The organism is Flavobacterium myungsuense, from assembly GCF_042677265.1.
GTDB classification, from domain to species: Bacteria; Bacteroidota; Bacteroidia; order Flavobacteriales; family Flavobacteriaceae; genus Flavobacterium; species Flavobacterium myungsuense.
The window spans coordinates 73,874-96,954 of the sequence record NZ_JBHTIZ010000046.1 but is presented as its reverse complement, the minus strand read 5'-3'; the positions used below and the strand labels follow the sequence as shown (position 1 = coordinate 96,954).

Sequence of the window (23,081 nt, the reverse complement as noted above, 5' to 3'; positions counted from 1 at the left end):
TTTGTTTTTATAGCAATATTCGAATAATTCTAAAACTTTGCATTCCTCTTTGTACCTTTGCATTTCAGAACCTTTGCAACTTATATAAATGATTGAAATAGGAAAATACAATACACTAACCATATTAAGAGATACCAAAGTAGGATTGTTTTTAGGAAATCCAACCGCTGATCCAGAAGGAATTCACGACATACTTTTACCTAATAAATACGTCCCTAACGAATGGGAAATAGGCGAGGAGCTTATCGTTTTTGTTTATTTAGATCACGAAGAGCGTCCTGTTGCCACTACTTTAGAACCTTATATTTTATTGAACGAATTCGCGCTTTTACGAGTGAATTATGTCAATCAGGTAGGCGCTTTTATGGATTGGGGAATGGAGAAAGACATTCTAGTTCCGTTTAAAGAGCAAGCTCGACCAATGGAAAAAGGCAAACGCTATCTCGTTTATTTGTATATGGACGAAAAGACGAATCGTTTGGTAGCGTCAAGCAAAACCAATCAGTTTTTAAATAATGATAATTTAACTGTTGAAAAAGGGGAAGAAGTCGATTTAATCGTTTCGCATATTACTGAAATTGGTATTAATGTCATCATCAATGAAAAGCACAAAGGATTAGTGTATAAGGATGAAGTTTATGATGATGCCATTCGTACTGGAGATAGAATGCGTGGTTATATCAAAACCATTCGTCCTGATAATAAAATAGATGTTTCTTTTCAAATACAAGGGTATTTGAATATCGAACCCAATGCCCAAATCATTTTGGATGAGTTACGCGCCAGTCGTGGTTTTTTGCGATTGAATGACAATTCACATCCTGAAGATATTAAAACGGTATTGAAAATGAGTAAGAAAACTTTTAAAAAAGCAATTGGTTCTTTGTATAAAGACAAACAAATTGAGATAAAAGAAGATGGTATTTACTTGATTCAAAATGCAGATTAATTTTTTGAACACTATAATTGAGATTTAAAATGATAGATTGGAAAACCGTAAGAGAATTTGAAGATATAACCTATAAAAAATGCAATGGTGTAGCCCGTATTGCTTTTAATCGTCCTGATGTGCGCAATGCTTTTCGTCCAAAAACGACTTCAGAATTGTATACTGCATTTTATGATGCTCAAGAAGATACTTCTATTGGAGTGGTTTTACTTTCTGCCGAAGGACCTTCTTCTAAAGACGGAATATACTCTTTTTGTAGCGGTGGCGATCAAAATGCACGTGGTCATCAAGGATATGTAGGAGAAGATGGTCAACACCGATTGAATATTCTTGAAGTGCAACGGATTATTCGATTTATGCCAAAAGTTGTTATTGCAGTCGTTCCGGGTTGGGCAGTTGGCGGCGGACACAGTTTGCACGTGGTTTGCGATTTGACATTAGCCAGCAAAGAACATGCTATTTTTAAACAAACGGATGCCGATGTAACTAGTTTTGATGGCGGTTACGGTTCGGCTTATTTGGCTAAAATGGTGGGGCAGAAAAAAGCTAGAGAAATTTTCTTTTTAGGTCGTAATTATTCTGCACAAGACGCTATGGATATGGGAATGGTAAATGCTGTAATTCCGCACGCTGAGCTAGAAGGTACTGCTTATGAATGGGCGCAAGAAATTCTACAAAAATCACCAACATCTATAAAAATGCTAAAGTTTGCCATGAATCTAACAGATGATGGTATGGTTGGGCAACAAGTTTTTGCTGGCGAAGCGACTCGATTAGCTTATATGACTGAGGAAGCCAAAGAAGGGCGAAATGCCTTTTTAGAAAAACGAAAACCAAATTTTGGGGAGAATAAATGGTTGCCTTGACTATTCTCTAAATTTATTATATATCTAGATTTTAGTTAATTCATTGAAATGCCTGATCTAGAAATAAAGTATAAAAAAAAACACTCTAAAAACGAATCTTTAGAGTGTTTTAAAATTAAATTAAAAGTGATTACTATAAGTATTCACCATGTTGAGAGATGTCCAATCCTAATTCTTCTTTTTCTTCAGAAACTCTTAATGGAGTAATTTTATTTACAATAAAGAATAATGCATAAGATACTACGAAAGCAAATATAGAAACAAGAACTAAAGCTTTTAATTGAATTAAAAACAAAGTAGCGTCACCATAAATCAAACCTTGGTTATCACCTACAATAGCATTTACAGATTTAGAAGCAAATACACCAGTTAATAACATTCCAACCATACCACCAACTCCGTGACAAGCAAATACATCTAAAGCATCATCAATTTTACCTTTAGGGAATTTACTTACTACAAGGTTACTAACGATACTCGCAATAAAACCAATTGCAAGAGCAGAAGGAATGGTTACGAAACCAGCAGCAGGAGTAATAGCAACTAATCCAACAACAGCTCCAATACAAGCACCCATTGCAGAAAGTTTATGACCTAATATTTTGTCAAGGAATACCCAACCCATTGCAGCGGCAGCGGCAGCTACAGTAGTAGTTCCTAAAGCTTGAGCAGCAAGGCTTCCAGCACCTACAGCAGATCCTGCATTGAAACCGAACCAACCAAACCATAATAAACCAGTTCCTAATAATACATAAGTAATACGTGCAGGATTAGCTTTTGGCACTTTTCTTTTTCCTAAGAACATCGCTCCAGCAAGAGCAGCCCAACCAGCACTCATGTGTACTACTGTACCACCAGCGAAATCAAGAACTCCCCATCCGAAGAAAATGCCGTCAGGATGCCAAGTCATATGACATAAAGGAGCATATACAACTAATATGAATAAAACCATAAATAATAGGTAAGCCCAGAAACGTACTCGCTCTGCAAATGCACCTGTTATTAAAGCTGGTGTAATAATTGCAAATTTAGCTTGAAATAAAGCAAATAAGATAAAAGGAATTGTAGGAGCTAGCTCCCAAGCAGTGTTAGCACTTACCCCTTGAAAGAACATATTGTAGGATGGGTCACCAATGAAACCACCAATAGATGGACCAAAGCATAAACCAAAAGCTACAACAACCCATAGAACTGTAACAATTACCATAGCAATAAAGCTTTGTAAAACAGTACTAATAACATTCTTTTTGCCTACCATACCTCCGTAAAAGAATCCAAGTCCAGGAGTCATTAATAACACTAGACCAGTAGCTGCTAACATCCAAGCAGTATCTCCAGTATCTAACTTAAGTTCTACAACGTGTGCGCCTAAAGTTGCAACCTCTGGAAATAAATAAATAGAAAAAATGGATAACACCAAAATCGTGATTAGAATCACACTTAAAATAATTTTTCGCATTGTTTTTGATTTTAAAGTTTTGATAAAAGTATAAAATGATTTTATACCCCTTAAAAAAATCGTCAATAAACAATTATTTTTATGATTTTTTCATTATATACCCCAATATTTTGAGGGTATGTGATTATTAAATAGCAAAATTTATAATTTAATAATGTGTTTTTTGTGTTATTCAATGATTTTTTTACATTTTAATAACACCGAATTAAAGAATAGGTATTATTCATACTTTTATTGAAAAGGTTTTGGGCTTATAAAAAAAATCATAAAAAAAAAGAGTAAATAACTATAGTGCTATTCACTCCTTTAATATTATAATAGATTAATTATAATAGATTTACTTTAATATGTGTTGACTCAAAATTTTATATACTTCATTAATATTATTACCCCCTTTTCCAAACTGTTTAATAATAGGCGTGCTTTCGCTTCTAAGCCAAATTTTCAATTCGGCATCTAAATCTAAAATACCAGCACTCTCTTTAGAAAATTTTTGAATATTGAAATAGGGAATAGACATATAGTCGACTTTTGAACCAACCAATTGTTTCTCTACCAGAATTAATCGTTTATTGGTAAAAATAAACATGTCTTTAATAAGTTTATACGCTTTTTCAATATTTTCACCATCAATTAAGATAGGTTCAAATTCTTTAGATACGGATTCGATATTTACTTCCGAAGCGTTTCCTAAAATGGCATTAAATAGTCCCATAATTATTTTTTTATTTTTAGAACTTCAAAATTAAATTAATTTACTTGTAGTAACTGCTAATATTTTATTAATTTACATTCAAATTTAAGTTTTATGCTAATTAAAGTTTTCGGAAGCGCCGTTTTTGGAGTCGAAGCCACAACAATCACTGTAGAAGTGAATATGGATAAAGGAATAGGGTACCATCTTGTAGGGTTGCCAGATAATGCCATTAAAGAAAGTAGTTATCGTATTGCTGCCGCCTTAAAGAATAATGGTTATAATATGCCTGGAAAAAAGATTACCATAAACATGGCTCCCGCGGATTTACGGAAAGAAGGCTCCGCCTATGATTTGACTTTAGCAGTAGGAATTCTTGTTGCTTCATCTCAAATTAAAGCTTATGAAGTCGATAAGTACATCATTATGGGCGAATTGTCTTTAGATGGAAGTTTACAACCTATTAAAGGGGCATTACCTATAGCGATAAAAGCAAAAGAAGAAGGCTTTAAAGGTTTTTTTCTCCCAAAACAAAATGTAAAAGAAGCTGCTATTGTTGCAGGACTAGAAGTTTATGGTGTTGAAAATGTGCAAGAAGTTATCGATTTTTTTGAAGGGAAAGGAACTTTAGAACCAACAACTATTGACACTCGCGCTGAGTTTTATAAAACGCTAGATTTTCCCGAACATGATTTTAGTGACGTTAAAGGTCAAGAAAGTATAAAGCGATGCATGGAAATAGCAGCAGCTGGTGGACATAATGTAATATTAATTGGTCCACCTGGTGCTGGGAAAACAATGTTAGCCAAACGTTTGCCTAGTATTTTACCACCAATGACACTTAGAGAAGCATTAGAAACTACAAAAATTCACAGCGTTGCTGGAAAATTAAAAGAAGTAGGATTAATGAATCAAAGGCCTTTTCGAAGTCCGCACCACACGATTTCGAACGTGGCGTTAGTAGGTGGCGGAAGTTACCCGCAACCTGGTGAAATTTCTATGGCGCATAATGGTGTTTTATTTTTAGATGAGTTGCCTGAATTCAAGAGAGATGTATTAGAAGTCATGCGACAGCCGCTTGAAGATAGAGAAGTGACGATTTCGAGAGCGAAGTTTACGGTAACCTATCCGTCTTCGTTTATGTTGGTGGCAAGTATGAATCCAAGCCCGAGTGGTTTTTTTAATGATCCTGACGCTCCACAAACTTCTTCACCACATGAAATGCAGCGGTACTTAAGCAAGATTTCTGGGCCACTTTTAGATAGAATAGACATTCATATAGAAGTAACTCCAGTTCCTTTCGAGAAATTATCGGATAATGCAAAAGCTGAAAGCAGTGTTGATATTAGAGCTCGAGTTACAAAAGCGAGAGAAATTCAAACCGCTCGTTTCGAAACAAATGAAACGGTGAATTATAATGCTCAAATGAATACCAAACAAATTCGGGAGTTTTGTAAACTAGATGAAACATCTCTACAATTACTAAAAACAGCTATGGAGCGATTGAATTTATCAGCTCGCGCCTATGACAGAATTCTAAAAGTTTCCAGAACCATTGCAGATTTAGAAGGATCAGAAGCTGTTGGTGCCTCTCATATTGCAGAAGCCATACAATACAGAAGTTTGGATAGAGATGGTTGGTTGGGGTAGAGATTTGAAGAAATTAATCGAATAAAAAACATATTTCACAATATATTAAACATGAAAATAGTCATTTCTCCTGCGAAATCATTAGATTTTGAAACAACATTACCAACACAAGAATATACAAATTCTCGTTTCATAAAAGAAAGTACAGTAATAAACAAAGTCATCAAGCAAAAATTTCCAAAAGAATTGTCTGAACTGATGTCGATTTCAGATAAATTGGGTGAATTGAATTGGCAACGCAATAAAAACTGGAAAACTCCTTTTACACCAGAAAATGCTAGACCTGCCATTTATGCTTTTGCGGGCGACGTATATATAGGTTTGAATGCAACAACAATTCCAACAGAAAAAGTAATGGTTTTACAAGAAAAACTTCGAATTTTATCTGGATTATACGGTTTGCTCAAACCTCTTGATTTAATTCAACCGTATCGTTTAGAAATGGGAACAAAAATGGCTATTGAAGAAAGTAAAAACTTATATGATTTCTGGAAGAACAAGATAACCGATTCTTTAAATAAGGAACTTCATAAAGGCGAATTATTTATCAATTTGGCGAGCAATGAATATTTTTCAGCAATAGATGCCAAGTCATTAAAAGTTGCTGTAATTACTCCTGAATTTCTAGATTTTAAAGATGGAAAGCTAAAGATGATAAGCTTCTTTGCAAAGAAAGCGAGAGGACTAATGGTTCGTTATATCGTTGACACAAATGCTGAAACCGTTGACGATTTGAAAGGTTTTAATTATGAGGGTTATCAGTTTGATGCTAATTTATCGAAAGAGAATAAATTGGTTTTTACTAGATAATGAGTAAATAACTATTTGTATTTACTCAAATTCGTCATAAAGTCGCAAAGTTTCTCTAGTAACTTTTCGGTGATTAAGTGATAAATGTCTCAATGATTCAACACCATTTTTTGCACAAAGGTTTACACGACGAAGTTGATTGTAAAATTCTTCTAATTTAGTTGCTTCTGTTGAAGTTAATTTGCTTTTAATATCTGAAACAAATTCCGAAAATTCAGGAATAACTTGGCTGTAATTCTCAAAATCTGATTTCAAATCTTCATAGGACTCTATAATTTCTTTATTTAAATCATTAGAATAGTATTCGTTTTTGTTTTTAAACTCCTGAACCATTCTCTTGGTATTATTTCTAAAAAAAGCCATAACGATTAAAATTTAAAATTAAATAACTAATTTAAAGTCAATCAAATATAAATATTTTTTTTATAATTAATAGCAATTGTTAATAAGTAGAATAAGTTTCTATAAGCCATTATGGCTACATCAGAAGTTCTTGTATTAAATTTATTTGTAAGTTGATGGTTTACACGAATAGCAAATACTAGCTATCACGCTATAGAGTGCTACTTTATCGAAAGAGAATAAATTGGTTTTTAACGCGTTGATTCTTTTTTTTAAGTCTAAAACAAACTGTCTGTATGATGAAACGGTTTGTTCTAAATTAAACAATATTACCAATAAATTTATCAATGCTACCCACTCCGTTTTCAGTCAGATTTTTAATAAAAGCACTACCAATAATGGCTCCTTTTGCGTATTGAGTCGCTTGGTTAAACGTTGTTTTATCGCTGATTCCGAAGCCAATGATTTGAGGGTTTTTCAAATTCATATTGGCAATTCGTTTGAAATAACTTTCTTGTGAACTTCCAAAACCAGATTGCGAACCAGTAACACTGGCAGACGAAACCATATATATGAAGCCGTTTGATACACTATCTATAAATCGAATTCTATCTTCTGAGGTTTGAGGAGTTATTAAAAAAACATTGATTAAGCCATATTTTTCAAAAATGGCTTTGTAATCATCTGCGTAAATGGCAACAGGCAAATCAGGAATGATGAGACCATCAATACCAATTTCAGCACATTTTTTACAAAACTCTTCTACGCCGTATTGCAACATCGGATTAAAATAGCCCATAATAATTAATGGAATTTTTACCGTTTCCCGAATGGTTGCTAATTGTTCAAAAAGCAATTTTGTGGTCATACCATTATGCAATGCTTGGGTCGAACTCTCTTGAATAGTTGGTCCATCGGCCAAAGGATCGCTAAAAGGCAAACCAATTTCAATCATATCTACACCGCTTTTTTCTAAATCTTGAATGATTTTTACAGTATCATTTAAACTAGGATAACCTGCTGAAAAATAGATTGAAAGTAACTTTTTGTCTTCTTGTAATTTTTGATTTATTCGATTCATTATAAATGTTTTTTCAGATATAAATCTGTTTTTTAGTTTCATTAATTTAGTTTGCAACACTATAAACCCAAGCTTTTTCATTAGATTGCAAATGAACTTCTATGCGTTTGTAATGCATTCCTTCATATAGATCAGCTTTACGCAAATCATTTGCTGAGATTTCATAAACAATTCCCACAATAGTATCTTCAGGATTTTTAGTTTCAATGATGATAGGGTATTGAACTATTCCAAATTCTTCTTCAATTTTAATTTTTTTTAATTCATAACCCACTAATGTTTCGGAAGTACCTCTTAATATTCTTCCAAAAATATTTTCTTGAATGTCTCTATCTTGTAAGGTTCCATAAGTGAATAATTTTTCCATAAACTTATTTAATCTAGGATTTACAATTTAAAATAATCAATATATGTATTTAAATCTTTATCGCCACGACCAGAAAGATTAATCACAACAATATCAGTAGGTTTAAACTTTTTTGTGTCAAGAACTGCAAAGGCATGCGCCGTTTCAATAGCAGGAATTATTCCCTCTGTTTTGGATAATTTAATTCCCCAATTCATAGCATCTTCATCAGTAATAGCAATAAATTCGGCACGTTTAGATTCAAATAAATGAGCGTGCATTGGTCCTACACCAGGATAATCTAATCCAGCAGAGATTGAATATGGTTCGGTAATCTGACCATCAGCACTTTGCATCAAAAGGGTTTTACTTCCGTGTATAACACCAATTTTTCCTAGAGCTGATGTTGCAGCACTTTCTCCAGAATCTACGCCTAAGCCAGCGGCTTCTACGGCAATGATTTTCACTTCTTCATCATCTAAAAAATGATAAAAAGTACCAGCAGCATTGCTACCCCCACCGACACAAGCCACCAAATAATCAGGATTTTCACGACCTTCCTTTTCTAATAATTGCTGCTTAATTTCTTCAGAAATAACAGCTTGAAAACGCGCCACCATATCTGGATACGGATGTGGTCCTACAACTGAACCAATAATATAATAAGTATTTTCAGGATTGTTAATCCAATCTCTAATGGCTTCATTGGTAGCATCTTTTAGCGTTTTTGAGCCTGAAGTAGCTGGACGAACTTCAGCACCAAGCATTTTCATTCTTGCTACATTTGGAGCTTGACGTTTAATATCGACTTCTCCCATGTATACTATACACTCAAGTCCCATCAAAGCGCATACCGTTGCAGTTGCCACGCCATGTTGTCCTGCTCCAGTTTCTGCAATGATTCTGGTTTTACCTAATTTCTTTGCCATTAGAATTTGACCAATGGTGTTGTTCACTTTATGGGCACCTGTATGACATAAATCTTCTCGTTTTAGATATACCTTGGTGTTGTATTCCTTAGACAATCGCTCTGCAAAATAAAGTGGAGTAGGGCGACCAACATAATCTTTTAATAAGTATTTAAATTCTTCTTGAAAGCTAGGTTCAGAACTAATCTTTAAATAATTTTGACGCAATTCTTCTACATTTGGATACAGCATCTCAGGTATAAAGGCACCACCAAAGTTGCCATAAAATCCTTTTTCATTAACGTGATAGCTCATTTTATATTTATTTTAAAGTCTTTTAATAATTGCATATTTTTCAAACCAGGTTCGATTTCAAATTTACTATTTATATCTATGGAGTGAATGGGTAAATTGGTTTTTAACAGTTGTTTTACGGATGCTATTTCTTCTATTCCAATTCCACCACTCAGGAAAAAGGGTTTCTTTGAAGGGTATTTTTTCAATACATTCCAATCAAATACAGTTCCGTTACCGCCAGGTAGTTTACCTTTGGTATCAAATAAAAAGTAGTTGCAAACCGTTTCGTAATCATTCAAAATACTAAAATCAAAATCATCAAGTATTGAAAACACTTTTATGATTTCAATCTGATTTTGTTTCAAATTTTTGATTTCAGTTTTTAAATCCAAACAAAATGAAACGCTTTCCTTTCCGTGTAATTGAATCAGATTTAAATTGTATTTCTTAATTTTTAAAATGATTTCATCTAAAGTAGCATCAACAAAAACCCCCACTTTTTGGATTGATTTTGGTAAATCCGGCATAGTACCATCAAAAAAACGGCTCGATTTTTCCCAGAAAATAAATCCCATATAATCCGGAAGTAATTCGCTTACTTCTAGAATATTTTCGGGGTATTTCATGCCGCAGATTTTCAGTTTCATAGTATGCTGTTTTTTAACGATAAAGTTCACAAAGCTTTGTGTGCTTAGTGTTTCCGCTGTGTTCTTTTTGTTTAAATTAATTTTGAAATAAACTCTTTTGCACTTGCTCCAGCATTATCGGTTTTCATAAAATTTTCGCCAATTAAAAATCCTTTGTAACCATAAAGTTTCAGTTCGTTGATAGCTTCTATGGAACTGATACCACTTTCAGAAACTTTCACAAACTCATTTGGAATTTCGCTAGCTAATGTTTTGCTAAAATCTAAGCTCACTTCAAAGGTCTTTAGATTACGATTGTTGACACCGATCATATTCAAACTCGGCATAATTGATTTTCGTAATTCATCTAAATTATGAACCTCAAGTAAAACTTCCAATCCTAGAGATTCTGCAAATTCAGATAACTGTTTGATTTCCTCACGAGTCAAAACGGCTGCAATAAGTAATATTAAATCGGCTCCATGGGCTTTAGCTTCTAGAATTTGGTATTCATCTACGATAAATTCTTTGCGAAGTAAAGGCACATTAACAGAGGCTCTAGCCAAAAGTAAATCGTCTAACGAACCTCCAAAATATTTCCCGTCTGTCAAAACGGATATGCCACAAACTCCAGCACTTTCATAACCTTTTACCACTTCTTCTACAGTAAAGTTGTAATTTATTTCAGACTTAGAAGGCGAACGGCGTTTGTGCTCGGCAATTATACCTGTTTGGCTGCTTCGGAGTATTTTACTTAAAGAAACAGTTCTGCTATCAAAAAGCACTGAACTTTCTAATTGAGAAACTGGAATTATCGATTTTTTAAGTTCAACTTCCCGTTTTTTGTCTAAAATTATTTTATCTAAAATATTCATTTCTATAAAGTTTAGAAGGGTTAGAAGTTTAGAAGGGTTAGAAGTTATACTTATAAACCTTCTAAACTTTCTAACCTTTTTTATTTGCTTAATTGTTGTAATTTTTTCAAGGCATTTAATGCTTTTCCAGACAGTAAACTCGCTTTTGCTAATTGAAATCCTTCAATTGGTGTGAGATGATTTACTGTTGCAATTGCCATTCCGGCATTTGCATAAACGACATTGTTTTGAGCTTCAGTTCCTTTGCCAGAAATAATGTCAACAAATAGTTGAGCCGATTGTTCGATGGTTGTTCCTCCTTCAATATCTTTTTGGCTTAATTGTTCCACTCCAAAATCTTCTGGCTTTAGCATGGCTTCAATACTATTAGAAATGGTTTTGGTATTTCCAGTCAATGAGATTTCATCATAGCCATCTAAACTGTGCAAAATAGTGTAATTGATATTCGTATTTTGATACAAATAGCTGTACATTCTTGCTAGCTCCAGATTGAATACACCCACCAATTGGTTTTTAGGAAAAGAAGGATTGACCATTGGACCTAACATGTTAAAGAAGGTTTTTACACCCAATTCTTTTCTGATGGGAGCTACATTTTTCATGGCAGGGTGAAACAATGGTGCATGCAAAATACAGATCCCAGCCTCATCAATACATTTTTCAAGAAAACCTTTATCATTACTGAATTTAACGCCTAAATTTTCCATCACATTACTAGACCCCGAAATGGAAGATACTCCGTAATTCCCATGTTTAGCTACTTTAATTCCTGCTCCAGCAGCAACAAAGGAAGCTAAAGTAGAAATATTGAAAGTGTCTTTACCGTCTCCTCCCGTTCCACACAAATCAATAGTATTATAAGCAGACAAATCCACAGCAATGCACAATTCCAATAGCGCTTCTCTGAAACCGGCCAGCTCGTCTATAGCGATATTTCGCATCATATAAACGGTAAGAAAACTCGCAATTTGGCTTGGATTATAACTTCCATTTGAAATGTTAAACAAGACATTTTTGGCCTCTTCTTTACTGAGAATTTCGTGATTAATGAGTCTGTTGAGTATAGTTTTCATTTAATGTTTTACTTTTTATAAAAATGATTCAAGTATTTGTTGTACAGATTAATTATTAACCCAATTTTCTAACATTTTTTTGCCATGAGGAGTCAAAACACTTTCGGGATGAAATTGTACTCCTTTCACATCTAATGTCCGATGGCGAACAGACATGATTTGTCCGTTTTCATCCACTGAAGTAATCTCTAAAGATTCGGGGAAATCTTGAGGGTTTATGACCCATGAATGGTATCTCCCAACTTCAATTTGTTTTTCTAAACCGTTAAATAGGTTTTCGTTATCTACAAGAATAGTAACATTTGTCGCCACTCCATGATATACTTTGTCAAGATTAGTAAGGCTTCCGCCAAAAACTTCACCAATGGCTTGTTGCCCCAAACAAACTCCAAGTATGCTTTTGCTTGGTGAATAGGTTTTAATGACTTCTTTCAATAAGCCAGCCTCATCAGGAACGCCAGGCCCAGGAGACAGTAAAATCTTATCAAATTTTTTGACTTCATCAATATCAAATTCATCGTTTCTATACACTGTTACTTCACAGTTTAAATCTTGTAAATAGTGTACTAGATTATAAGTAAAACTATCGTAATTGTCTATGACTAGTATTTTTTTCATTTTATGATGTCATTGCGATGCATAAAGCAATCTCGCATTAGTTAATTATTAAATCGTTAAATTGTTTCCGCTAATTCCAAAGCGGTGTTCAAGGCTCTTAATTTATTATATACTTCTTGCATTTCGCTTTCTTCATCAGAACTGGCAACAATTCCTGCTCCCGCTTGGTAATGCAATTGATGATTCTTACTCAAAAAAGTTCGAATCATAATGGCATGATTAAAATTCCCTTCAAAATCCATAAATCCAATGGCGCCACCATAAAAATTACGATTTGTTTTTTCATACTCTTCAATAAGTTGCATCGCTCTGTGTTTTGGAGCACCACTCAAGGTACCCGCAGGAAAGGTATCGGCAACGACCTGCATTGTTGTGGCTTTTTCATGCAAATGGCCTATTACTTTTGAAACCAAATGAATGACATGAGAGAAAAACTGCACTTCTCTGTATTTTTCTACTTGCACATCGTGACCGTTTCTACTCAAATCATTTCTGGCCAAATCGACCAACATCACGTGTTCACTATTTTCTTTCTTGTCTTCTGAGAGTTGTTTGGCAATGACCGCATCTTTTTCATCATCACCTGTTCTTTTGAAAGTTCCTGCTATGGGATGTATTTCAGCTTTTCTGTTTTTTACAATAATTTGGGCTTCAGGTGAAGATCCAAAAATTTTAAAATCACCATAATCAAAAAAGAACAAATAGGGAGAAGGGTTGATGCTTCGTAAAGCTCTATAAACATTAAATTCATCCCCTTTGAAGCCTTGCGTAAATCGTCTGGATAACACTAATTGGAACACATCTCCTCTAAAACAATGTTTTTTGGCTAAGGCAACATTTTGTCTAAACTCTTCGTCGGTTAAATTGGAAAAACCCTCGCCTTCTTTCGAGAATTTGTATGAGGCCATATTTCTAGATTGCAATAATTGCTCAATTTCGGGAATATTATTGGTTTGGTCTAAACTGTGTGAAAAGATATAGGCCTCATTTTTAAAATGGTTAATAGCAATAATATTTTGATAAATGGCGTAGTAAACATCAGGTATGGTATTACTATTTTCTTTTTTGGAGATGCTTATTTTTTCAAAATACCGAACCGCATCGTACGAAATATAACCGAACAAACCGTTATTGATAAATTTAAAATTATTTTTATCCGATTGGAATTCGCCTGAAAATTCCTGAATAATCTCTGGAATATTGGTTTTGCTATCTATTGCTATTTTTTCAGCGCTTCCATCTGGGTATGTTTTATAAATAGTTTCATTTTCAATTTTAATAGAAGCAATTGGATTGCAACAAATATAGGAGAAACTGTTGTCGTTGCCATGATAATCACTACTTTCTAATAATAAACTATTCGGAAATTTATCTCTAATTTTAAGATATATACTTACCGGCGTAATCGTGTCGGCTAGTATTTGCTTGTATATCGTTTTTAATTTAAATGATTTCATTTGGTTTGTTTTATTCATTGGATTAATACTGAACATAAAAAAAGCCTGTCGTGAATGACAAGCCTTTTTTTATATTTGATTAAATATACTTATAAGTAGACTATTTCACGACGTTTGACGTAAGTTGCTCCACCACCAAGTATTTTTAAGTATTAATTTCATATTTACATTAATTATTACAAATGTAAAAATCATTTTTAACTTATCAAATATTATTTTGTTTTTTTTCAAAAATTAAACAAATAAAAATGGAATAGTTATATCTTTCATAAGTTAATGCTAATTGAGAAGAAGTCCTTGCTTTTTTAGGTATATTTACCATAGACTTCAATATTTATTATCACTATAATAAACCATTTTAAAAAAATGAAAGCAAATACCATTTTAGAAACTATAGGTAAAACCCCCGTAGTTAGAATTAATAAATTGTTTGGAAACACTAAAAATGTTTGGATTAAGTTAGAAAAAACAAATCCAAGTAGTAGTATCAAAGACAGAATAGCATTATCAATGATTGAGGATGCAGAGCGTAAAGGGATGTTGAATCCTAATAGTGTAATTATTGAGCCTACTTCTGGAAATACAGGAATTGGTTTGGCTTTAGTGGCGGCAGTTAAAGGCTATAAAGTGATTTTGGTAATGCCAGAGTCGATGAGTGTAGAACGCAGAAAACTAATGGAAATTTATGGGGCAGAGTTTGTCTTGACTCCAAGGGAAAAAGGAATGAAAGGCGCTATCGAAAAAGCTGCCGAACTAGTTTCAGAAACTCCCAATGCCTGGTCTCCAAAACAATTTGATAATCCTGCAAATGTGGAAGTACACGAAAGAACAACGGCACAAGAAATTCTTGCCGATTTTCCTGATGGTTTAGATTATATTATTACTGGAGTAGGAACGGGAGGACATATTGTTGGTGTTGCAAAAGTGTTGAAAGCTAAATATCCTAATTTAAAAGTATTTGCGGTAGAGCCTGAATTGTCACCAGTATTGAGCGGTGGTAGCCCAAGTCCGCATCCATTACAAGGAATAGGTGCCGGATTTGTTCCTTCTATTTATCAAAGTGATTTAATTGATGGAGTAATTCAAGTGAGTAAAGAGGAATCCTTTAAATATGCTAAAAGTATTGCAAATCAAGAAGGGATATTGGTAGGCATTTCTACTGGTGCTTCATTGGCTGCCGTAGCAAAAAAATTAGATTCTATTCCAGACGGTTCTGTTGTTTTGACTTTTAATTATGATACTGGAGAACGTTATTTGTCTATTGAAGGATTGTTTTAAAAACAATTTAAATTTTAGTGGTGAATTTGTTTAAAATTTGATGTCAATATTTAAGTCAAACTCTTCATAAATAGTCCAATCGCCTATATCGTCAAAAAAAGTACCTGAACCATATTGAATGCCGTATTTAGTTCTATCGACTTTTAATTTGGCTGTAGCACCCTCCTTGTTTAAAATAAGATCAAATTTAACAGAATTTGTTATTCCTTTTATGGTCAGGTCGGCTGTTACTTTATATAGGTTTTTTCCTTTGTCAATTATTGATTTGAAAACTAATTGTGACGTTTTAAAATCCCCAGTATTAAAAAAATTAAAAGATTTTAGATTTTTTTCTAATTCTAACTTGTGTTTGCCTGTTTGGTCTGTATTGCTTAAGGTTGTCATATCAACGATAAAATCACCACCAACAATTTTATCATTTTCGTAAATAAAGAAGCCTTCTTTAAAGCTAATAGTACCTTCATGGGCACCAGTTACTTTTTTTCCATTCCAAGTAATTATACTTTCTTGTAAGTTAATCCCAGTAATTTGAGCGTAAAGAGAACTATTAGCATACAATGCCAATACCATAAATATAAATTTTTTCATTATTAAAGTTTTTATCTAAATTAATAACATTAGTTTAAAATCATTACTAATTTAGTTTAGGTGGCTGGTTCAACAAAGTTAGTAAAAACTATATATCATTTAAATATTTGGAGATAAAAAAATTAATAAATATTGAAATAAGATTTATGAGATAAAAAGGTTTTATCTTTCTAATTTCATTTTTAGAATTGTAAAGCTACATTAAAATAGAAATCATCAAAAATTGATTATTTGTAAGGTTTAAAAAATCTAAGACCAAGTAAGGTTTTATTATTTATCTAGCTTTTAAAATCTTTTAAATCAATATTTTAATCCTGTATAAAATTAAAAATAACTGGGTTTGGGTTGTAAAAAAATATTTCAGCATTTTACAAGACGGCAATCATAGAAATTTCAACATTTACATTTTTGGGCAAGCAGGAAACTTGAACCGTTTCTCGAGCTGGTGCAGTTTTTTCATCAAAATAGCTACCATAAACGGTATTGATAGCTGAAAAATCATTCATATTCATGATAAAAATAGACGATTTTACTACATTTTCAAAAGTCATCCCTGCTTCATCAAGAATTGCTTTTAAGTTATTCATTATTTGAGTTGTTTCTTGTTCTATAGTCTCTAAAACCAATTCCATAGTTTTTGGATTTAGTGCAATTTGACCCGAGATATATAAAGTATTGCTTTTTAAAACAGCCTGATTGTAAGGGCCAATAGGAGCTGGTGCATTTTGGGTTGTGATTATTTTTTTGCTCATGATTGAAAATATAAATTTTTGTAATTAAAGAGTATTTATTTAGAATTATAAAATAAACATTAACTTATCTCAACACTCGATCTGGAATAGTTCGTTTGTCCCATTTTATATCGCTTAATACTCCAGATTTAATTCCAATAAAGAAACCCCAAAAGGCATTATTTCCAAAGGGTGTCCAATTAAAATCCATTCTCCAGCTCAATAAGTCTCGTTCAAACCGAAGTTGAGTAAAGGTAACTCCTTTTTGTACAAAATCATAACCTGTTGAAGCTCCTACTTTCCATTTTGGTGTGAGATCAGTATTAGCAGAAACCATTAGCGAGTTGCCACTGATTGCATTTTCTCTATTTGTATTAGAATACGTAAGCTGATAGGCTAATGTGATGTCCCATGGCAATTCCGCTTTATAAAAACCCTTAAAGGAATCTTCTTCGCTATCGTCATCATTCCCAAATTGGCTTTCTCTTCTATCACTAAAATCGGTGTTGGTACCAAACAAATCGTCATCACGACCTCCATTTCTTTGTCCTTGTTTGTTTTCTTTTTTCTTATTTTTATCACCATCACGACTGCTTAGGGAATAGTTTAACGTCATATTTGCGCTAGTCATTCTAAATAAACTTCCACCATTGTCAATATTAAATGTGTTAATTTCTCTACCTGAATTGTTTATTGCGTATGGGTTTAAGGTCATTCCAAAATTGGCATTCATTTTGTTGTTAAAAAATTGTGTCCCTGCACTAACTCTCATTGGAGCCCAGCGCAATGAATCGGCTGCAATATCATAACTCGTAGAAAGATTTAGATTGTTTAAAAGCATAACCTTTTTAGGTTCAGTTTTGGTAGAATCTTTATCAGTAACTTTTGCTTCGAAAGTATTACTTATGCTAATACCTACGTTGTTAGACCTATTTTTTCCTGGTGCTCCAAAAGCGCCTCCTTCAAAACGAGTATACTCTTTAATCATAGTTCCACTGGCATCGGCAGCGTAAGTGTCATAATATTTAGCAAAACTGGGTGTTTGACTGTATGAAATTGCAGGTCTCATTACATGACGAATAGCTTTTATTTTTTTAGTTTCTCCTAAATTAAAAGTACCGTATATCGTTGTACCAATACTTGATGAAAAAGAATACGTTCTAAAAGCATCGAAACCATTTACATCTTTTATTACTTCTTTATTTAAATCAGAATCAAAAGATTTATTTATGGTTTTTATATACCAAACTTCTTGGTAATTTAAGGAGGTTGAAGCACTAAAATACTTAAATATTTTAAAGTTTGTACTTAAAGGGATACTGTGCTGAAACCCAGCTTTTGCATCTCGAAACATTTGTGGTTTAAAAAACAAAGAATCCGTTGTTCTAATTTGATTTTCTCCTCTTAAGTTGTATTGAAAATTGATATTTTTAAAAAATCCTTTTTTTAAGCCTTCACCAGATGCAAATGGAAAAATTCTGTCAACACTCATTTGAAGTGTGGGTAAGGTCATATTGATTTCTTCAGTTTGAGTATTTTGTGAATGTGAAGCTGTTAAAGATAAATTAACTTGCGGCACAGAATTGAATGTCTTTGAATAGGATATAGATGAGTTTAACGTGTTGTTTAGATTTCCGTTAGCATTTAGTTGATTTATAGATTGTTGAAAATACCTACTACTTCCTAAATTCACTGAAGCTGAAAAACGAGAATTTGGATTTGATTTAGAATCTTGTGAGTGCGACCATTGAATGTTATAGATATTTGTTTTAGAATAATCAGGAAAACCTCTTTCGCTCTGAATTAAATTTTCATATCTAATATTTACATTTCCTCTAAACTTATAACGTTGTGCATAGCTTGATTCAAAACGCAAGGCGTAACTTCCGTTGGTAAAATAATCACCAAGAATGGCTAAATCATAGTTTTTGCTTAATGCAAAATAATAACCGCCATTTTGCAAGGAATAACCTCTTTGTCTTGTATCATTGAAAGTTGGAATAATTATACCCGATTGACTTTCTTCGGTCATGGGAAAAAATGCAAAAGGAAGCGCAATTGGAGTGGGAACATTTGCAATAACCATATTGGTTAAACCAGTAACCACTTTTTTACCAGGAACATACTTAACTTTATTTGTTTTAAAATAATATTCAGGGTCGTCAACATCTTTTGATGTGGTAAAACGTGCGCCTTTCATAAAATATACAGAATCATTAACTCTTTTTGATATTTCTGCTTTTACTCTAAATTCACTTTGCTCGGTTCTGGAGTTCCATATAAGGGCTTTTTTTGTTTTATAATTGAATCGAATTGAATCGGGTTCGACTACATTACTACCCTGTTTAAAACTGGGTAACTGAGTATATACCCCAGCCGAATCTTTAATTCTACCAGCATAAACCTCATTTTTTTCGTAGTTAAAAACAATGATTCCTGATTTTAATTCAATATCTTGGTAATATAATTCAGCTTTATCATAAAGAGTTATTAACTTCTTCTTTTGGTCTATTTTAGCATATTTTTCTGCTTTGTATTTTATTTTACCTTCAAGAATTGGTTTCTTTTTAATGGTGTCTACATTAATGGTGTCTACAATAATAGGATTGGTAGTAACAATTTTTATGCTATCAGCCTGTTTATTAATCGGTATAGCAGTCGATTTGTTGTTTATTTCTTGCGAATAAATTTTAGCACTTCCAATTGTTAGGAAAAATGCTAATAAAACGATATTAAATAAGTTTGTACGCAAAGCTTTAAATGCTATTTTTGTAAAAATATGGCTTAGTTTTTGACGAGCCAAACTTAAACATAATTTTTGGTCAAAAGTAAACAATTATAAAAATTAAAGAACAAACGTTTTTATTTAAATTAACTTTTAAAATATAATGAATATAATATCTAAATTTAAATTCCTTTCTGCCTTTTTTTTCATATCAATTGCTTATATTTCATATGGACAATCGAACTCTAAATTTAAAGTTGCTCTGGATGCTGGTCACGGTGGTCATGATTTTGGGGCGGTTTATAATGGACATATTGAAAAAAATATTTCCTTAGCTATAGTACTTAAAGTAGGAAAAATTCTGGAACAAAATCCTAATATTGATGTTGTTTATACCAGAAAAACAGATGTTTTTATTGAACTTGTTGAGCGTTCAAGTATTGCGAATAGAGCAGATGCAAATATTTTTGTCTCTATTCATTGCAATGCTAATAAAAATGCAGCTGCAGCAGGAACGGAAACTTATGTTATGGGTTTGAATAAAAATGCATCTAATCTTGCAGTAGCAAAAAGTGAGAATGCTGTAATTACTTTAGAAAAAGATTACAAACAAAAATACGAAGGTTTTGATCCTAATAATCCGAGTACAATGATTGGTATGACCTTGATGCAAGAGGAATATTTAGAAAACAGTATTTCTTTAGCCAGTAAAATAGAAGATCAATTTATAGCCAATTTTGATAGAAAGAGTAGAGGAGTAAAGCAAGCACCATTTATGGTTTTGCATAAAGCATATATGCCAAGAGTATTAATAGAAACTGGTTTTATTTCCAATCCAAAAGACGGACAATTATTAGATTCAGAAGACGGACAAGATCAGGTAGCTCAAACCATAGCAGATGCAATATTAAGTTATAAAAAAGAATATTTTGGTAATGGTGCTAATGAAGTTTATGAGAAACCATCAAAACGATTTGTTGAAAAACAATTAGATACAGCAACAATAAAAAAAGCTGAGAAAGTTACTCAAAAAACAACTATCGAAAAGCCAGTAATTAAGCCAGTAGAAGAAACTTCGGGAGTTATTTTTAAAGTTCAAATTGCAGCAGTTGCAAAAAAATTAGAATTAATTCCAAGTAATTTCAAAGGTTTAAAGAATGTAGCTGTCAATACTGATAATGGAACGTTTTTTAAATATACTTATGGAGAAACATCAGATTACGGTATTGCAAAAAGTAATTTAGAAGAAGCAAAATCGAAAGGGTTTACTTCAGCTTATTTAATTGCTTTTAAAGATGGGAAGAAAATAAGTGTTCAAGAAGCCATAAAATAACATTTAGTTCAGATAATTTATTTTAAATTTGCTTAAATAACAAAATTTTGAAAATATCAAGAGAAATTAAAACCGCAATATTAGTTATAGCCTCCATTTTATTATTTATTTGGGGATACGGTTTCTTAAAAGGAAAAGATTTATTTACTAATTATAGAATCTTTTATGTAGAATATCAAAATGTTGAAGGTTTAGCAAGTGCTGCACCTGTGACTATAAACGGTTTAGTTGTTGGTAAAGTAAATAGTATAAAACTTCAAAACACTACTGGAAAATTAATTGTTGAGTTACTTATAAAAAGTGATTTCCCAATTTCTAAATCTAGTATTGTAAAAATTTATGAGCCGGGATTAATAGGAGGAAAGCAAATTCAAATTATTCCAAATTTAGCCGATAAATCAATTGCAGAATCAGAATCCTATTTATTAGGTTCTATCAAACCAGGATTAACAGATCTTGTTGCTGAAAAGCTAACTCCACTTCAAGAAAAAGTAGAAAAAATGGTAGTTAGTGCAGATTCGCTTTTAATCAATTTAAATAAAGTCCTCGATGCAAAAACCAAAGAGAATTTAAAAAGTAGCATTGCTAATCTAAACCAAACATTGGCAGAATTTAGTAAAGCTTCAAAAAATGTAAATGTCATATTTGAACAAAATAAAGAGAAAATAGGAGGGATTGTTACGAATTTTAATAAAGTTTCTAATGATTTTAGTAAAATTTCCGATACGCTATCTAAAGCAAATATTGGAAAAACTATAAATAATTTAGAAAATACATTGTCAAAAGTAAACAGTATTATGGCTGATGTACAGTCCGGAAAAGGGACATTTGGTAAATTAGTGAAAGACGATGCGTTGTATACTAATTTTAGTAAAACATCTAAAGAATTAGAATTATTGTTACAAGATTTACGATTAAATCCTACTCGATATGTCAATGTTTCTTTATTTGGTAAGAAAAACAAACCTTATGTTGCTCCAATAAACGATTCTGTATCAAAGCAAAAAAACTAGCATATGATAAGCTATTTAGATAATATTTTATTTGCAATAATTTTAATTTTTGGAGTAAGCTTTTTTGTAATTAACATCAAAAAGATAATTCGAAATATAAAATTAGGACAAGCCGTTAATCGCTCTGATAATTCTTCTCAACGTTGGTCAAATATGGCTATGATTGCATTGGGTCAATCTAAAATGGTAAAGCGACCAATATCTGGGATATTACATATTATAGTTTACATAGGTTTTGTAATTATAAATATAGAAGTGCTTGAAATCATTATCGATGGACTTTTTGGTACACATCGTGTATTTTCATTTCTGGGAGTTTTTTATAATATTTTAATAGGATCGTTTGAAATTTTAGCTTTTTTAGTTTTAGTAGCTGTAGTTGTTTTCTTAATTAGAAGAAATGTCATCAATCTAAAGCGTTTTGTAAGTTCTGATTTAAAAGGATGGCCCAAAAGTGATGCCAATTATATTTTGTATTTCGAAATTGTATTGATGTCTTTATTTCTCTTAATGAATGCTTCCGATTATCATTTGCAAAAATTATCATTCGGACATTATGAATCGGTTGGGTCGTTTCCCATTTCACAATTTATAGAACCAATATTTAACGGAATATCAGAATCAACAGTTATGTTAATCGAAAGATTAGTGTGGTGGTTGCATATAATTGGTATTTTGTGTTTTTTAAATTATTTGTATTTTTCAAAGCATTTACACATTCTGTTGGCTTTTCCAAACACGTATTTTGCCGATTTAAATCCAAACGGACAATTTGATAATTTGGCTTCTGTTACTAAAGAAGTAAAATTAATGATGGATCCAAATGCCGATCCATTTGCTGCAGCTCCAATAGATGAAAACGCAATGCCTAGTAAATTTGGCGCCAGTGATGTTATGGATTTAAATTGGGTGCAATTGCTAAATGCCTATACGTGTACTGAATGTGGTCGTTGTACCTCTACCTGTCCAGCAAATATAACCGGTAAGAAATTGTCTCCTCGAAAAATAATGATGGATACTAGAGATCGTTTAGAGGAAGTAGGAAAAAATATCGATACCAATAAAGGTGTTTTTGTGCCAGACAATAAAACGTTACTCAACGATTATATAACAACCGAAGAACTTTGGGCTTGCACTTCATGTAATGCATGTGTAGAGGAGTGTCCAGTAAATATTAGTCCATTATCAATTATTATGGATATGAGAAGGTATTTAGTTATGGAGCAAAGTTCCGCACCACAACCTATAAATGCCATGATGAGCAATATTGAAAACAATGGAGCACCATGGCCTTACAATCAGCAAGATCGATTGAATTGGATGAACGAGTAAAATTTAGTTTGAGTATTAAAACTTGAAACT

At 32.5% G+C, this 23,081-nt stretch carries 22 protein-coding genes; 8 read left to right on the top strand and 14 right to left on the bottom strand.

Annotated elements, in window-relative coordinates:
- The first annotated feature begins 88 nt into the window (after nucleotides 1-88).
- Both ACFQ0S_RS13100 and ACFQ0S_RS13095 read left to right on the top strand, forming a co-directional pair.
- The gene (locus ACFQ0S_RS13100) at nucleotides 89-949 is read left to right on the top strand and encodes a CvfB family protein (RefSeq protein ID WP_379759291.1); all 861 of its coding nucleotides are present in this window, start codon (nucleotides 89-91) and stop codon (nucleotides 947-949) included.
- Nucleotides 950-981: 32 nt separating this feature from the next.
- Nucleotides 982-1,815, top strand: coding sequence for a 1,4-dihydroxy-2-naphthoyl-CoA synthase (locus ACFQ0S_RS13095; protein WP_379759502.1), 834 nt, complete (start codon nucleotides 982-984; stop codon nucleotides 1,813-1,815).
- A 133-nt stretch (nucleotides 1,816-1,948) separates the two neighbouring features.
- Here the strand turns inward: ACFQ0S_RS13095 and ACFQ0S_RS13090 are convergent, their stop codons facing one another.
- A complete protein-coding gene (locus ACFQ0S_RS13090) occupies nucleotides 1,949-3,274 on the bottom strand; it encodes an ammonium transporter (RefSeq protein ID WP_379759294.1) in 1,326 nt (441 codons plus the stop codon).
- 337 nt (nucleotides 3,275-3,611) lie between these two features.
- Nucleotides 3,612-3,989, bottom strand: a complete 378-nt coding sequence (locus ACFQ0S_RS13085) for a PH domain-containing protein (protein WP_379759297.1) — start codon at nucleotides 3,987-3,989, stop codon at nucleotides 3,612-3,614.
- Between the two features lie 93 nt (nucleotides 3,990-4,082).
- Here ACFQ0S_RS13085 and ACFQ0S_RS13080 point away from each other — a divergent pair, with 93 nt between their 5' ends.
- Entirely contained in the window at nucleotides 4,083-5,618 is a 1,536-nt protein-coding gene (locus ACFQ0S_RS13080) for a YifB family Mg chelatase-like AAA ATPase (RefSeq protein WP_379759300.1), read from the top strand.
- Between the two features lie 51 nt (nucleotides 5,619-5,669).
- Complete coding sequence (yaaA, locus tag ACFQ0S_RS13075; protein ID WP_379759303.1) at nucleotides 5,670-6,428, top strand: peroxide stress protein YaaA; 759 nt, start codon at nucleotides 5,670-5,672, stop codon at nucleotides 6,426-6,428.
- Between the two features lie 21 nt (nucleotides 6,429-6,449).
- On the opposite strand, the gene ACFQ0S_RS13070 is transcribed toward yaaA, so the two are convergent.
- From ACFQ0S_RS13070 to ACFQ0S_RS13030, 9 genes are all read right to left on the bottom strand, one after another.
- Nucleotides 6,450-6,791 carry a hypothetical protein gene (locus ACFQ0S_RS13070; RefSeq protein ID WP_379759306.1) on the bottom strand — a complete coding sequence of 114 codons (342 nt, stop codon included), beginning with the start codon at nucleotides 6,789-6,791 and terminating at the stop codon, nucleotides 6,450-6,452.
- A 298-nt stretch (nucleotides 6,792-7,089) separates the two neighbouring features.
- Nucleotides 7,090-7,851 (bottom strand): tryptophan synthase subunit alpha, encoded by a 762-nt coding sequence (gene trpA, locus ACFQ0S_RS13065; RefSeq protein WP_379759309.1) that lies wholly within the window; start codon nucleotides 7,849-7,851, stop codon nucleotides 7,090-7,092.
- Nucleotides 7,852-7,897: 46 nt separating this feature from the next.
- On the bottom strand, nucleotides 7,898-8,218 hold the full coding sequence (locus ACFQ0S_RS13060; protein ID WP_379759312.1) for a gamma-glutamylcyclotransferase family protein: 321 nt from the start codon (nucleotides 8,216-8,218) through the stop codon (nucleotides 7,898-7,900).
- Nucleotides 8,219-8,238: 20 nt separating this feature from the next.
- Nucleotides 8,239-9,420 (bottom strand): tryptophan synthase subunit beta, encoded by a 1,182-nt coding sequence (trpB, locus tag ACFQ0S_RS13055; RefSeq protein ID WP_379759315.1) that lies wholly within the window; start codon nucleotides 9,418-9,420, stop codon nucleotides 8,239-8,241.
- Nucleotides 9,417-10,049: a phosphoribosylanthranilate isomerase gene (locus ACFQ0S_RS13050; RefSeq protein WP_379759318.1), complete on the bottom strand. Its 633-nt coding sequence runs from the start codon at nucleotides 10,047-10,049 to the stop codon at nucleotides 9,417-9,419. The genes trpB and ACFQ0S_RS13050 overlap by 4 nt, the downstream gene beginning before the upstream one ends.
- A 71-nt stretch (nucleotides 10,050-10,120) precedes the next feature.
- Complete coding sequence (trpC, locus tag ACFQ0S_RS13045) at nucleotides 10,121-10,903, bottom strand: indole-3-glycerol phosphate synthase TrpC (RefSeq protein WP_379759320.1); 783 nt, start codon at nucleotides 10,901-10,903, stop codon at nucleotides 10,121-10,123.
- 80 nt (nucleotides 10,904-10,983) lie between these two features.
- Complete coding sequence (trpD, locus tag ACFQ0S_RS13040) at nucleotides 10,984-11,976, bottom strand: anthranilate phosphoribosyltransferase (protein WP_379759323.1); 993 nt, start codon at nucleotides 11,974-11,976, stop codon at nucleotides 10,984-10,986.
- Nucleotides 11,977-12,024: 48 nt separating this feature from the next.
- A complete protein-coding gene (locus ACFQ0S_RS13035) occupies nucleotides 12,025-12,594 on the bottom strand; it encodes an anthranilate synthase component II (RefSeq protein ID WP_379759326.1) in 570 nt (189 codons plus the stop codon).
- Nucleotides 12,595-12,650: 56 nt separating this feature from the next.
- Complete coding sequence (locus ACFQ0S_RS13030) at nucleotides 12,651-14,051, bottom strand: anthranilate synthase component I family protein (RefSeq protein WP_379759329.1); 1,401 nt, start codon at nucleotides 14,049-14,051, stop codon at nucleotides 12,651-12,653.
- Between the two features lie 366 nt (nucleotides 14,052-14,417).
- Between ACFQ0S_RS13030 and cysK the strand changes: the two genes are divergently transcribed.
- Nucleotides 14,418-15,329, top strand: a complete 912-nt coding sequence (gene cysK / locus ACFQ0S_RS13025; protein ID WP_379759332.1) for a cysteine synthase A — start codon at nucleotides 14,418-14,420, stop codon at nucleotides 15,327-15,329.
- Between the two features lie 30 nt (nucleotides 15,330-15,359).
- On the opposite strand, the gene ACFQ0S_RS13020 is transcribed toward cysK, so the two are convergent.
- The 3 genes from ACFQ0S_RS13020 to ACFQ0S_RS13010 all read right to left on the bottom strand — a co-directional run bounded on the left by ACFQ0S_RS13020 (nucleotide 15,360) and on the right by ACFQ0S_RS13010 (nucleotide 19,451).
- Nucleotides 15,360-15,917, bottom strand: coding sequence for a YceI family protein (locus ACFQ0S_RS13020; RefSeq protein WP_379759335.1), 558 nt, complete (start codon nucleotides 15,915-15,917; stop codon nucleotides 15,360-15,362).
- A gap of 368 nt (nucleotides 15,918-16,285) precedes the next feature.
- Nucleotides 16,286-16,669, bottom strand: a complete 384-nt coding sequence (locus ACFQ0S_RS13015) for a RidA family protein (RefSeq protein ID WP_379759338.1) — start codon at nucleotides 16,667-16,669, stop codon at nucleotides 16,286-16,288.
- Between the two features lie 64 nt (nucleotides 16,670-16,733).
- Nucleotides 16,734-19,451, bottom strand: a complete 2,718-nt coding sequence (locus tag ACFQ0S_RS13010; protein ID WP_379759341.1) for a putative LPS assembly protein LptD — start codon at nucleotides 19,449-19,451, stop codon at nucleotides 16,734-16,736.
- An 85-nt stretch (nucleotides 19,452-19,536) separates the two neighbouring features.
- Between ACFQ0S_RS13010 and ACFQ0S_RS13005 the strand changes: the two genes are divergently transcribed.
- From ACFQ0S_RS13005 to ACFQ0S_RS12995, 3 genes are read left to right on the top strand one after another with little or no spacing between them, the layout of a single operon-like run.
- Nucleotides 19,537-20,706 carry an N-acetylmuramoyl-L-alanine amidase family protein gene (locus ACFQ0S_RS13005; RefSeq protein ID WP_379759344.1) on the top strand — a complete coding sequence of 390 codons (1,170 nt, stop codon included), beginning with the start codon at nucleotides 19,537-19,539 and terminating at the stop codon, nucleotides 20,704-20,706.
- A gap of 47 nt (nucleotides 20,707-20,753) precedes the next feature.
- Nucleotides 20,754-21,719 (top strand): MlaD family protein, encoded by a 966-nt coding sequence (locus ACFQ0S_RS13000; RefSeq protein ID WP_379759347.1) that lies wholly within the window; start codon nucleotides 20,754-20,756, stop codon nucleotides 21,717-21,719.
- 6 nt (nucleotides 21,720-21,725) lie between these two features.
- Complete coding sequence (locus ACFQ0S_RS12995) at nucleotides 21,726-23,051, top strand: 4Fe-4S dicluster domain-containing protein (protein ID WP_379759505.1); 1,326 nt, start codon at nucleotides 21,726-21,728, stop codon at nucleotides 23,049-23,051.
- Nucleotides 23,052-23,081: the final 30 nt, after the last annotated feature.